Source organism: Streptomyces sp. CB01580, from assembly GCF_001905795.1.
Classification (GTDB): domain Bacteria; phylum Actinomycetota; class Actinomycetes; order Streptomycetales; family Streptomycetaceae; genus Streptomyces.
Genome location: NZ_LIXJ01000017.1, coordinates 139,907 through 152,716 on the forward strand (window position 1 = coordinate 139,907; position 12,810 = coordinate 152,716).

10 protein-coding genes and 1 pseudogene are annotated in these 12,810 nt (G+C 69.9%); 4 read left to right on the top strand and 7 right to left on the bottom strand.

Translation table 11 applies throughout. From position 1 onward, the window contains the following. Position 1: 1 nt before the first annotated feature. Positions 2-515, top strand: a pseudogene (locus AMK22_RS23825) (MerR family transcriptional regulator); the annotation flags it as partial. Positions 516-638: 123 nt separating this feature from the next. On the opposite strand, the gene AMK22_RS23835 reads toward AMK22_RS23825, so the two are convergent. The 5 genes from AMK22_RS23835 to AMK22_RS23860 form a co-directional block, all read right to left on the bottom strand. Next, entirely contained in the window at positions 639-1,985 is a 1,347-nt protein-coding gene (locus tag AMK22_RS23835) for an MFS transporter (RefSeq protein ID WP_073788087.1), read from the bottom strand. 32 nt (positions 1,986-2,017) lie between these two features. Continuing rightward, a complete protein-coding gene (locus tag AMK22_RS23840; RefSeq protein ID WP_073788089.1) occupies positions 2,018-2,611 on the bottom strand; it encodes an ArsR/SmtB family transcription factor in 594 nt (197 codons plus the stop codon). Between the two features lie 134 nt (positions 2,612-2,745). Then, positions 2,746-3,546 (bottom strand): HAD family hydrolase, encoded by an 801-nt coding sequence (locus AMK22_RS23845; protein WP_073788091.1) that lies wholly within the window; start codon positions 3,544-3,546, stop codon positions 2,746-2,748. 98 nt (positions 3,547-3,644) lie between these two features. Continuing rightward, positions 3,645-4,283 carry a ScbR family autoregulator-binding transcription factor gene (locus AMK22_RS23850; protein WP_073788093.1) on the bottom strand — a complete coding sequence of 213 codons (639 nt, stop codon included), beginning with the start codon at positions 4,281-4,283 and terminating at the stop codon, positions 3,645-3,647. A 987-nt stretch (positions 4,284-5,270) separates the two neighbouring features. Next, positions 5,271-6,929 (bottom strand): hypothetical protein, encoded by a 1,659-nt coding sequence (locus AMK22_RS23860; RefSeq protein WP_073788097.1) that lies wholly within the window; start codon positions 6,927-6,929, stop codon positions 5,271-5,273. 191 nt (positions 6,930-7,120) lie between these two features. Here AMK22_RS23860 and AMK22_RS23865 point away from each other — a divergent pair, with 191 nt between their 5' ends. Continuing rightward, a complete protein-coding gene (locus tag AMK22_RS23865; RefSeq protein WP_073788168.1) occupies positions 7,121-7,600 on the top strand; it encodes a carboxymuconolactone decarboxylase family protein in 480 nt (159 codons plus the stop codon). A gap of 295 nt (positions 7,601-7,895) precedes the next feature. After that, positions 7,896-8,540, top strand: a complete 645-nt coding sequence (locus AMK22_RS23870) for a dihydrofolate reductase family protein (RefSeq protein ID WP_073788099.1) — start codon at positions 7,896-7,898, stop codon at positions 8,538-8,540. 371 nt (positions 8,541-8,911) lie between these two features. On the opposite strand, the gene AMK22_RS23875 is transcribed toward AMK22_RS23870, so the two are convergent. Beyond that, positions 8,912-10,183 (bottom strand): choice-of-anchor A family protein, encoded by a 1,272-nt coding sequence (locus AMK22_RS23875; protein WP_073788101.1) that lies wholly within the window; start codon positions 10,181-10,183, stop codon positions 8,912-8,914. A gap of 1,422 nt (positions 10,184-11,605) precedes the next feature. Between AMK22_RS23875 and AMK22_RS23880 the strand changes: the two genes are divergently transcribed. Further along, complete coding sequence (locus tag AMK22_RS23880; RefSeq protein WP_073788102.1) at positions 11,606-11,962, top strand: hypothetical protein; 357 nt, start codon at positions 11,606-11,608, stop codon at positions 11,960-11,962. A gap of 83 nt (positions 11,963-12,045) precedes the next feature. Here the strand turns inward: AMK22_RS23880 and AMK22_RS23885 are convergent, their stop codons facing one another. Next, the gene (locus tag AMK22_RS23885; protein ID WP_242434106.1) at positions 12,046-12,687 is read right to left on the bottom strand and encodes a class I SAM-dependent methyltransferase; all 642 of its coding nucleotides are present in this window, start codon (positions 12,685-12,687) and stop codon (positions 12,046-12,048) included. Positions 12,688-12,810: the final 123 nt, after the last annotated feature.

Sequence of the window (12,810 nt, forward strand, 5' to 3'; positions counted from 1 at the left end):
GATGCGGATCGGGGTCTTCGCCCAGCGCAGTGGTCTGACTTCCAGTGCGTTGCGGTTCTACGCCGACTCCGGGCTGCTGCCCCCTGCCGGAGTCGACCCGGCCACGGGCCGCCGCTACTACAGCGCCGCCAGGTGGCACGGGCGGCGATGCTGCGTCGGCTCCGTGGGATCGCGATGCCCCTTGCTGTTGTCGAGGCGGGATTCGGCGCCGAGCCCGACGAGGCATCCGGACTGCTCGACGAGCATGTGTCGAAGATCGTCGAGGAGGCGCCGGCAGCACAGCAGAAGGCCGCTGCCATCAAGTCCGTGCTCGGCAATGTGTCGGCTCTTCCGCCGATCACGGCCCTGAAGGGGCCGTGCCGGCGGATGTGGTCGAGCAGGTCCTGACGGCGTCGGCGCATGAGCGGGGGACGCCGGTGCTCGCCGACGTGCGCTTCGAGGTGAGTCATGAGGCGGTCACCCTGACCGCGACCGACCGCTACTGGCTCTCCACCCGAACTCCCCACCACCCTGCTCCCGGCCCCACCACGACGGGGCGGGCCCTGCGGATCGGGTTTGGGCCGGCCACGTTCCATCCCGCCGTGAGCAGCGCGATCGGCCCCGACGTGATGCTCGATCTGAGAACGAGTCATGGCTTCCTACGGCGAGGCTTTCGCGCCGGGCTGCCGTCGCGGCAGTTCGGCATGCCGTACCGCGGTGGAGGACAGGGCGAGGGCCACACCCAGGCAGGCGAAGGCGCCGCAGCCGACGAACACCGGGCCGGGGCCCCAGGTACCGATGGCGGCGCCGACCACCGGATAGCTGAGAGGCGCGAGCCCGACCATGGTGAGCATGAAGACGGAGGTGACCCGGCCGAGGTAGACCGGGTCCGCAGCGGTCTGCATGAGGGTGCTGCCCAGACTTCCGAAGACACCCGCGTTCAACCCGCTCAGCGCGGCCAGCACCACCGCGACCCAAAGGGTGGGCACGAGCGCGATGCCGGCCGATGCCACGCAGCCGACGAACAGCGTTCCGGCGAGCATGAGACCCGCACGAGGCAGCCAGCCGACGATGGCGAACAGCGCGGCGCTGGCGGCCGCGCCCGCACCGAATCCGCTGACGATCCAGCCGTAGCCGGAAGGACCCCAGCCACGCTCGGCGTTGAGGAGGAGCAGGCCGACGTTGAGAGTGCCGGTGAGGCCGAGTTCGTAGATGGCGCCGGCCGCGACGAGCGGGCCGATGAGGCGGTGGCGGCGAATGTAGCGCAGGCCGTCGAGCAGGTCCTCGCGTGCGGTGGTGGGTTCCGGCCGGGCCGCAACGCGTGCGGCGGTGGGTTCGGACGCATTCGTATCGCGCGCGGTGGTCGGTTCCGGCTGTTCCGGGTCGGGTGCGTCGTGAAGCGGCCGTATACGTATCGTCAACAGGAGCGGCAGGGACAGGGCGAAGAGCAGCCCGGCGACGGTGAACGCGGCCGCCGCACCTCCGAGCCCCATGGCCAGGCCGCCGATCGGCGGGCCCGCGATCTGGCTGAGGCGCATCGACAGCGAGCGCATGCCGGTGACACGGGCCAGTTGGTCGGGGTCGGTGATCCGCGGCGGAAGGGCCCCGATCGCGGGTACGAACAGCGCGTCGACGGCGCCGAAGACGAGCGCCACCGCGACCAGGACCCACAGGGCCGGCGCGGTCAGCGCGATGCCGGCGGCCACCGCCAGGGTGAGGAGACAGCGCAGCGCGTCGCTGCCGAGAATGACCCGGCGGGGGTCGAACCGGTCGGCCACCACGCCCCCGACGAGCATGAGCAGAGCCCGTGGCAGCGCCCCGGCGGTCATGACGAGGCCGACTTCGGCGGGCCCGGCGGTCTTCTGGGCGGACCAGCCGAGGGCGACGAAGTACACGCCGTCGCCGATGAGGGAGAAGGTGTACGCGGTGAGCCAGCGCAGCACGTTCCAGTCGCGGTAGGCCGGTGTGCTGACGTGTTCGGGCAAGGCTGTCCCAGCGGCGGTCATGGCGGGCTCCAGTGGTCGGGGACGCGGATGTGTCAGGGCCGGAATGGGAAGCCGTAGAGGTGTACGGACACGTGCTCGCGGCCCTGGTCGTCGCCGTCCGCCCCGGCGGCCTGGCCGCGCTCGCGCCAGCGTCGTGCCAGAGCACTGAACTCCTCGCCCATCTCGGCGAGTTCGTCCGGAGTCAGCCTGAGCAGCCACTCGGAGTTGAAGGCCGCGTCGGTCCACTCCTTGCCCCAGGCGGACTTCTGGTCCAGATACGCGCGGTACTGGGCGACCCGGGTGTCGACGATGCCGCGAGTCACCGCACCGACGGCGGCGGCTCCCTCGGGCGTGTCCAGGAAGTCCGAGTCGCGGTAGCCCCAGCCTTCCTCGGACGTCACCCGCCACCACCGCTCACGACCGTCGGACCCCTCGCCTGCGGCCTCGGTCACGAAGCCGTGTTCGGCCAGCTTGCGCAGGTGATAGCTGACCAGTGACGGAGTCTGGTCGACGTGCTCGGCGAGCTGGGAGGCGGTCGCGGTGCCCGCGGCGTACAGCACCCGGTAGAGCTGCATCCGCAGAGGGTTCATGAACGCCCTCAACCGCGACAGTTCGGTGATCTGCTCAGGCCTCTGCTTCGGTGACATGCCCTCACCATAGATATGAAGCAAGAACTTCGCAATAATTCCTTCAGAGTTGCTCGTCCGAGGGCACAGCAGGACCGGAGGTTCTGGTGAGGCTCGGTCGCCGGGGGCGGGCGGAGCCCGGGAAGGAGATGTGGTCAGCCGCGCCAGACCGTGCCGGAGGCGGCCTCTTCGTCCAGCGACCTCAACAGCGCGTCGTCGATGGCGTCGAGCGAGTCGACGATGTGGCGCGTGCCGACCTCCCGCATCAGCTGCCGCTGGAAGCTGTGCTCGAAGGAGCTGGGGTGACCGATGAACGGCATGTCCAGCGATTTCGCGGTCTCGGCGACCCGGGCCACGTCGTCGACGACGAGCACCTGATCGTGCCTGAGGCCGAAGAACTCGGTGGCGATCTCGTGGATGCCCGGGCGGAAGGCGTTGGTGCAGATGTAACCGGGGCCGTCGAACAGGTCGGCGAACTCGCCGAGGAACCTGTCGAAGTGCTCCTTCTCCAGTCCGCCGTAGCACACCGTCTTCATCCCCAAAGCCCTTGCCCTGTGCACCATTTCGATGGCACCCGGCAGGATCTGGACAGGGTGTGCGACCAGGAACGCGGCACGCTCCTCGAAGTATGCGGCCAGGACATCGTCGGGACTGGAGCCGGGGCCCAGGACGGAACCGGGGACAGCACCAGGGCCGGAACCGGAACCGGCACCAGGGCTGGAACCGGAACCGGAACCGGAACCGGCATCAGGACCGAGATCGAGACCGAGAACCACCGCGATCTCGCGTGCTGCGATGTGCCGGGGCTGGGAGAAGATGCGGCGCTCGACATCGGCGGTGTAGGTGGCGCCCCTACGGGTGAGAAAGCCGTGGATCACCGGGCTGAAGGTGTCGTTGAGCAGAACACCGTCGATGTTCAGGGCAGCCAGGCGGATCTGCCGGATTCTCGTGACCATGACGGCTCCTGTGGGGACGGTGGATGGTGGACGGAGGGGGAGTGCCGTGCCGGGGCGGCGGTGGGCGCGCGGACAGCCCGCGCGCCCAGCGGCCCCATTCAGTTCTGCGTGGAGAGAAGCTGCTTCAGGCGGTCCGCGCTCACCTGGGTCTGCATGATGGCGGCGGGAACGGCGATGCCCGGCAGCAGCAGGTGCCACATGCGCGCGACCCGGTCCGCGAGGTCCTCGCGTCCGCTGACCACCGTGGCGACCATCTGCATGCCGGTACACGACTCGACGACGAACTCGGCGACCGCGTGCGCTTCGACGCCGGGCCGGAGCTCGCCCTTCTCGGCCGCCACCGCGAGGCAGTCGGCCATGATCTCCGTCCAGTTCCGGTAAGGGCTGGAGTCCTGTATGCCGAAGGTCGCCTGTTCACCGGTCAGCCGCACACCGGCGCGGAGGATCGGGTCCACCCGGAGCTGGTGCGACCAGAGCAGGGTGAGGTCGATCAGATGCTGGAGGCCGGTCGACTCCAGCCACGGGACGATGGTCCCGGGCTGGGCGTTCATCAGCGTGCGGGCCAGTGCTTCTTTCGACTCGAAGTGGTGGTACATGGCACCCGAGGTGACTCCGGCGCGCGTCAGGATCCGGTTGATGCTCGCGCCGGCGAAGCCGAACTCGTCGAACACTTCCGCAGCCGCTCGCAGGATCGACTCACGGGTCTGTACAGCCCGTTCCTGCTTCGGCGTGCTCATATCCACCTCCGTAAAAAAAGAGAACGGTTTTGATCGTATAGGCCGCCTCCAGGGCCTGGAAGGGAATCAGGAAGTCCCCGATCCTCTGTCGCCACCGAGCTGCCACACATATCCGGACCCTCCAAGAAATGCCGTTGACCTGCGGGTATGCGGCAGATGTGGTACTGGTCGCGGAACGGCGGAGGTACCAGTACGCGTGAATCGCGAGGCGGCGGATGTGGCTTCTTTTCGCATGTGCCTGCGGTTGCCACGAGGTGGAATTTCGTCGGGATATGGCGAGTCCGGTACCGGAACGTCCGGACCGCTGTCCCGCGTGGTTCCGCTCCGTCCCGACACCGAACGCCATACGGCTCGGACGGCAACATCCCCGATCCTCGGCGACCCCGATCCCCGGCGCCCGTCCGCGACTACCGGAGGCGGCGAGGCTCAGTTGGCGGTCAGGCAGCGGGCAGGCGGCCACCACGCGCGGAACGGAAAGGGAATTTCTCGTCTCGGGGCGGTCTGTTCGGAATCGGGTTGAAATCAGGCCACGAATTGAGCGGGGTGCGGGCCGTCGGGAGTGGGTATTCAGACATGCTGTCCGGCCAATGCGGGACATGGATACGGCCCGGCCTGGCGGACTCCGGCGAGCCATCGGAGGGCAGGTACGGCAGGTACGGCAGGTACGGCAGGTACGGCAGGTACGGCAGGTACGGCAGGTACGGCAGGTACGGCAGGTACGGCAGGTACGGCAGGCAGGTTGGGCGCAGCGGGCATGGGGTGGGCATTGGTCGCGGGGCAGACCGTGTCGGATCCAGGTCGGATACGGCCACGGCTGCGCCGCGACCGGGCTACGCCTCGGGTCGGGCTGGGCCGGAATCGGGCTGTGCGTGGGCCGGGCGGTGCGTGGGCCCGGCCGGGCGCGCTGGGAGCACCATCGACGCCGACCGCCCCTTGCCGTGGCCTTCCGGCTGCCGTGGCCTTCGGGGCGGTCGTGATCTCAGTCGGTCATGACCCGAGCTCCACCTCCTCCGAGGAAGCTTCCCCGGCCCGCTTCAGGGGCTGCAACTCGTGGACGATACGGGCCAGATCGTCCGGTGCGGCCGCGAGGCGGACCGGCGTGCCCACGTTGTCGAGTTCGGCGACGTGCCAGCTCCTGGGGATGGCGTCGCCGTCAGCGCCCCGGGCTTGTCGCACGTTCTCGACAGTGAGCCGCTCCACCGGTATCCGTATCGCCGCGAACCGGCCGGGGCCGGGATGGGGCGTCACCGCGGGTGATCCGCCGCCCAGGACGATGTGGGTGCCGAAACCATGCGGGTTGTAGTCGGTGTGTTCCAGGAAGCGGGCGGCCAGGAAGACCTCTTCCTCACCCTCCCCGGAGGCTCGGGGCCCCTCGGAAGCCGTGGGAGCTCCGCGCCCCGTGGCCGCGGGAGCCGCGCATGGCCCCGGAGATGCGGCCGGCCGGGGACGTACGGAAGCCGCCGGAGACGCGGCTTCCTCGGGCGTACGGAGCCGGGAGGCGCGCCAGGCCCAGGCAAAGAGGCCAAGGGTGGTGAGGGAGCCCGCGACCGCCCAGGCGATCGCCGAGGGAGAGGAGGACAGGGCCGTGGCGTGGACGTAGCAGAACGGCAGCAGCCACAGCGCGGTGACGACGAGCGCGAGCCCGAAAGGAAGGGCGGACGGGAGGACTTCGTCGTCGGGCAGCCGGCGCCCGCGCACATGCATCAGCACCCGTGCACCGGCGTACCCGGCGGCAAGGACGCACGCTGCCGCGACGACAGCCAGGTCCCCGGGGCCGGACATGTGTTCCTGCCATACGTGATGCTCTCCGGCGACCGTCCGTACCGCGCCGCGCCAGATGGTCAGTTCGACCTCGTCACCGGGCCGGAACGCCTGGGCGGCCTCCGGCGAGACCGCGAGTCGTGTGAGCGGCCGGGCGTCGTCGAAGTACACCCAACTGGGCTTCTTGGGAGCGTCGGGGTCGGTCCGCTCGATCACCGCCGACATGGTGGTCAGGCACTCGGTGCGCTTCGTGGCGGGCGTCGTCGCCGTGCACGGTACGGCCGACTTCCACGCCCGCTCGTCCGACGAGGTTCCCGGCAGGGCCCACGCGGCCACGCCCGCGCCCGCGAGCAACAGCAGGCACAGGGCCAGCGACCCGGCCCAGCCGCCGCCCGCAGTACGGTAGGAGACGACGGGCACGCGGGTCGACTCCGTCGCCCCGTACCGGCGGTGCAACGCGAGGAGCGCGTCCAGCGTCGCGTCGAAGTCCGGGGCGTCGGCCGAGAAAGCATGCGGCAGTGGCAGGAGCCACCGGTGTCCGTCACGCAGCACCACACCGATACGACGGACCTCCCGGATCCGGTGGTGGTTCGCGTACTTCCGGTGGACGTGCAGACCGGCGACGTCGCGCCACGGTATGCGACGGCGGCGCAGCAGCGTTCCGAAGCGCAGGCCGTGCGCGTCGGCGTCCACCTGGGCGGTGGCCAGGCGAAGCGCCCCGGTGCCCAGCGGCATCGAGAGCAGTCCGACGCCGAGCCACAGGTCGGGACCCCGGTACACCACGTGCAGAGCGGTGAGGGCCGTGCCGATCGCCCCGAGCCCGAACAGGAGCCACAGAGCGCGGATTTGAGAGGGACGGCAGGCTACGTCCCGGGTATCTCCCATGGGCCGGATCCTGCCGCTCGCCGGGTGCGGTCGCGTGTGTGGAGTCCGGCAGCTTTGTGCCCGGTGACACTGCCGACTCGGTACGGCGGACGGAGCGGGTGGCGAAGCCGTCACAACGACCGGGCCGTCGGCGTCTTGTGTTCGTCCGGTCCGTGCGGCAGGCACGTACCACCACGAGTGAGGACGAATTCATGGAACCCCGTTTCAACCTGTTCGACAGTCCGACCGCCGCGAAGGTTGCCAAGCGGTTCTACAACGCCTCGTTGCCCCTGGGGGAGTCGACGCTGCCGAAGTCCCTGCGGGAACTGGTGGAGTTGCGGGTCGGCCAGATCAACGGTTGTGGCTTCTGTGTCGACATACACACCAAGGAGGCCGCGGCCGCCGGTGAAACCGCGCTCCGGCTCAACCTGGTCGCCGTCTGGCGCCACAGCACCGTGTTCACCGATGCCGAGCGGGCCGCGCTGGCGCTCGCCGAGGAGGGCACTCGGCTCGGCGACCGCGGTGTGTCCGACGAGACCTGGGCCGAGGTGCGCAAGCACTTCGACGACGACCAGGTCGGTGCGCTGGTCTGCCTGGTCGCCCTGATCAATGCGGCCACCCGGATGAACGTGATCGTGCATAATCCGGGGGGTTCGTACGAGCCCGGCATGTTCGCCGACTTGTCGAGCTGACCGGCAGGTGAAGTGCGGCCCGGCCCGGGATCGTCCGTCCCGGTCCGGGCCCGCGCGTGTCACGGCCACGAGGACCCGCGCCGTGACACGGCCGCCGACCACGGAAATGGGACGTGGATCTCGGGCCCGAATGCCGCCCATGGGCCGAGTCCATGGAGTCGGCCCATGGGCTCGGACAACGGGCTCGGACAACGCGAGCGGACAACGGGAGCGGAATCGGGCTCGGATTCGGCGATGAGTTTTCCCGGCACGGAGAGTCTCATCACCGTCATCAGTGAACAGGAGGAACACAACTGTGGCTCAGCTGCTGAGAGTCCAGAACTTCAACGTCTCGACTGACGGAATCGGTGCCGGCGAGGACCAGAGCCTGGAGCGTCCGTTCGGCCACGTCGAACCGGAGGGACTGTTCGCCTGGGCCGGTGCCACGGCGAGCTGGCCGATGCGTACCGACCCTGGAGGGAGCCGGGGCCTCGACGACTACCTCACGCGGGACTACGCGCGCAACATCGGCGCCGAGATCATGGGCCGCAACAAGTTCGGGCCCCAGCGCGGGCCCTGGCAGGACCATGAGTGGTGCGGCTGGTGGGGTGACGAACCTCCGTTCCGTACACCGGTGTTCGTCATGACGCACCACAAGCGTCCTTCGTTCACGCTCTCCGACACCACGTTCCACTTCGTCGAAGGCGACCCGGCCACGGTCCTCGAACAGGCGCGGGAGGCGGCGCAGGGCAAGGACGTGCGACTCGGCGGCGGTGTCACCACCATCCGGCAGTTCCTCGACGCCGACCTCGTCGACACCATGCATGTGGCGGTCTCGCCGGTGAAGCTCGGGTCCGGAGTGCGGCTCTGGGAGTCCCCCGACGAACTGCTCGACCGGTACCACCTCGACGTCGTGCCCAGCCCGAGCGGCGTGACGCACCACCTGTTCTGGCGAAAGTGACGCAAGAGGGGCCGGGGACGCAAGGGTCCGCGGCACGAGGGCCCGGAGACCCGAGGGATGTGGGGAACCTGAGACCCGAGGGACCTGGGGGATCCGAGATGGGACCTGAGGGACCCGAGGGACCTGAGACGCCCGAGATCCGAGCCCCGAGACCCGGAAGACCCCTCGATGACGCCGTGACGGACGTCCGGGCACTGATCACGGGGTGAAATACGCCGGAACCCCGCCCGCGCCGAAGGGAGTTCGTGCGCGAGCGGGGTTCCCAGCGGAGCTGGACCGCCGACGGGCTACAGGTCCTGGGCTACAGGCCCCGGGCTGCTGGCCTCGGGCTGCTGGCCCGGGGCAGCGCCCTGGACGGGGCTCCCGGGGCGTCAGGCCCGCTTGGAACGGCGGCGGGCCGCCACGACCAGGCCGGTGCCTGCGGCGAGCACCACGACGGTGCCGATGACCAGCGGGACCGTGCCGCTGCTGCCGGTCGAGGCCAGGTCACCACCGCCGGTGGCGGGCGTCGTGCTCTGCGACGGGGCCGGGGTGCCCGGTGCGGCGGGCTCGGACGCCCCACCGGTCGGCGTGGCGCTCGTCGGGGGCGTGGTCTCGGGGGTCGACGGGGTGGTCGACGGCGACGGGGTGTTCTCCGGGGTGCCGCTCGGCGTCGGCTCGGTCGACGGGGTCGTGCCGGGCTCCGGCAGGCAGCCGGTGAACGGGAAGTGGTGCGTCTCCGCGCCGCCCGAGCCGTGCAGCGAAGCGACCCACACCGAGCCGTTGATCGGCGCGGCGGTGCCCAGCTCCAGGTGCGCCTTGGGGGCCAGCACGCTGCCCGGCCAGGCGGCCTTGCTGCTCTTGGTGATCGTGGTGGCCTCGGGGAAGTTCCAGAGCAGCTTGGAGCGCACCTTGCCGTCGGAGGCGCTCTGGAGCTTGTCGTCCAGAACGAAGTCCTGGCCGCCGGAGAGGAAGAAGCCGGTGGTGCCCGCCTTCGCCATGTCGTACGTTCCACCGCTGACGTTGACGATCGTGGTCGAGCCGGCCGGGACCTTGAGGTAGATGTCCTTGGCCTGTTCGAGCTGCGCGGCCGTCACGTTGAAGACGTTGCGGGTGGTGTCGGTGCCCTCCAGGGTGAGCTTGCCACCGCTCGGCGTCACCGTGGCGCCTGTCGTCGTCGGCTCGTCGGCCAGCGCGGAGGAGTAGGACCGCAGCTTGGCGAACTCGGCGTCGAAGTCGATCAGATCGGCCTTCTGGCTGAACGCGCCGGAGTGCAGACTGACGGGGGTGTCGCTGACCTTGCCGCCGACGACCGCGTTGCCCTTCATCACCACGGTGGCCGACGAGCCGTTGAGCAGGTCGCCACGGACGACGAGCGAGGCCCGGCCGGGCAGGGCGTCGACCTCCGCCGCCGTCAGTTCGTTGGCGACGCTGAAGCCGCCGCGGAAGTCGGCGTTTCCGCCGACGGCCACCGCACCCTCCGCGTCGGGGGAGTGGACGTCGTCGCCGAGGACGAACTCGCCGTACTTTCCGGCGATACCGAACGCATCGGTGGTGCACGCGGCCGAATCGGCGGGTGCGGCCAGCGCGGCCGGGGCGGCCGTGAGGCCGAGGACGAGGGCTCCACCGAGCACGGCTGCTGCGGCGGTTGCGGATATGCGCATGGGGCTAGGTTCTCCCGCAGAGTGATTGAGAAGATTTTGTGGCGGCTTTGGCCATAGTTTGCACAGAATGACACATTGGTCAAGACCAATGCTTGACGAGCTGATGAAGCGCCAGAAAATGGAAGGTTGTTTGATATTTGGTGTGAGTGTGGCCCGACGAGCGCTGCGCGGAACGGACGCCCGGGGTGGGGGAGTGGCGGCTGCGGCAGCCCGACAATGGTTCTGGTCTGCGCGTTTTCGGATCTCAAGGCTCGGCGCTCGGATCTCGGGTCCCAGTACTGGACGCGCATTCCCCGCCGCGCAGGAGGGGGTGGGGGCCGAAACGGGGCGAAGCGCGTGCACGAAAGCCGAACGCGGCCCGGTCCTCCTGCGTGATGCGTCTCACTGCCAAGGACGATCCAGTGACGGCGCGGCTCGTGCTGCGCGCGCGATGGACGTGAGCGGGATGGAGCGGGTGTCGACCGGCGTCCGGACGATCCTGCCCGCCGGGTACCCGGGTGCCCCAGCGAGGGTGACGCATCCGTGACAAGACGCTTCCTGAACACCTGCGCCGACACGGGTGATCCCCAGCCAAGCTGACTCGACGGTATGGCCGGTGGACCGAGCGGCTGCGATCGACGTCGGCCGCAGTCGGCCTCGCGTTCGCCGGCTGGGCAGGTGCCCGCAGGGCGGGCGCGGTGAACGAGGCCCTGACCGGCCGCGCAGTCTCGACGGCGGCGTACGGGTGACCGACGGCTGGTCAGGTGCCCCCGTCGGGGACACCGAAGGCCCGACGGGGGCACCCGTGCCGAGGGCCTGCGCGACGGAGTCGTAGCGGCGTTCAACGCGTACGTGCGGGTACGGGGGCTGCTGACGGCGACGGACCCCCGGATCCCGGTGCCGACCTGATCGGCGAGGGCCTGACGGCGGTCGTGTCGGTGAAGCCGGACCATCCCGAGTGCCGCGGGTGCCACACGCGACGAGCTGGGCGGCGCCGCGGTGCGTCGCCTGCGTCGGGGACGCCGTCCGGGAACACCTCGGCAGGTGGCTGGAAGGGCACACGGAGCAGGCCGCGGCCGTCGTCGGCCGGATCTGCCGGCATCCGGCAGCCCACGCTCGCATGTGACTGAACCGACAGTTCCCGGACAGCTGTTGGACCGTGTCCTGGCCGACCGCTTGCCACCCGGCCCGACCACCGCCACGAAGCCCGTGCCCGCCACCGTCCGGCCTTCCCGGGCCTCGCCACCGCCTGGCTTTCCCGGGCCTCCTCACCACCCTCTGCTGCTACAAATGACTGAACCGCCCCGCTGCACAGGACACGGTCTGGTCTCAAGCCGCTGTGCGGCCCGACGATCTGTTTGAACCGACGAGGGGCTGAGGGTGGACGCCGAACGACGGCATGCTGAGATCCGGCTTCCTCAAGGGTCCTGGTGGGACTGGGACGTGGTTGCCTGGAACGCCGGGCAGCTCCGGCTCGCTGCTGGTCATGACCTGACCTACCACCACGGCCTGGAATTGGTCTTCGCCGATCCGGCCCTCGTGAGCTGCCCGTCGAACTTCCAGGATCCGGCCTTTCGCGCCGCGTCGCCCGACGAGCTCCTGCGGGTCACTCGTCAGCTCGGCGAGGAACCGCCCGTCGTGGTCGCCTTCGAGGCGGACGCGGGAGGGCCGGAGCCGGTCTCGTGCCTCATTGCCGCCGAGCGACTTGAGATCGTCCACGAGACCGTCCTGAGGTACTGGCGGGAGGACGCGGCGACTGGTCAGCGCTTTGCTCCCTGGGTGCGGCCGCCGCACCGGTAGGGACACCCGCGTACGCCGATGGGCGGAGGTGCGCCGGTCTCCGCACGTCCGGGGCCTGGAGGGCCCCGGGCTCGCCTCCTGGGCTACCCGTCCGCCCGCATCAGCAGGTGGCCCCGGCGGAACCGTTCGTCCTCGAGGGGCTCGCGCAGCATCCGGCCGACTTCGACGAACCCGGCCTTGTCCGCGAGCTCCGCAAGGTCGTCGATCGGCCACCGATAGGCCGGCGCCGCCTTGTGGTCGAAGAGTGTGACCGGCTCGCCCTCCGACTCGAAGAAGGCGAGCAGGAGGTGGCCGCCGGGTGCGAGTACGCGTCGGAACTCGTCGAAGTAGGCGGGCAGGTCCCGCGGCGGAGTGTGGATCACCGAGTACCAGGACACGATGCCGCGCAGTTCACCGTCGGGCAGATCCAGGGCGTCCATGGAGCCGACCTCGAACCGCAGGTCCGGGTAGGCCTCGCGGGCCAGATCGATCATCACCGGCGACAGGTCGACGCCGAAGACGTCGAGCCCCAGGTCCCGCAGGTGCGCGGTCACGTACCCCGGGCCGCACCCCAGCTCGGCCACGGACCCGGAACCAGCGGCGGAACGTGAACCGTCGGCCGCGGTACGCGCGAGTTCGGCGAACGTGGCCAGCAGCGCGCGGTCCAGCGGAAGGACGTCGAGCGAGTTACGGGCGAGCTCGGCGTAGCGGACGGCGACGGCGTCGTAGGCACGCGCTGTCGCCACCAGGTGTGAGGACGAGGAGGGGGAGGCGGGCGCAGCGGACGAGAGCGAAGACGGAGACGAGGACGACGAGGACGGAGACGAGGAAGGCAGGAAGGAAGGCTCGGTCATAGGCGAGGACACTAG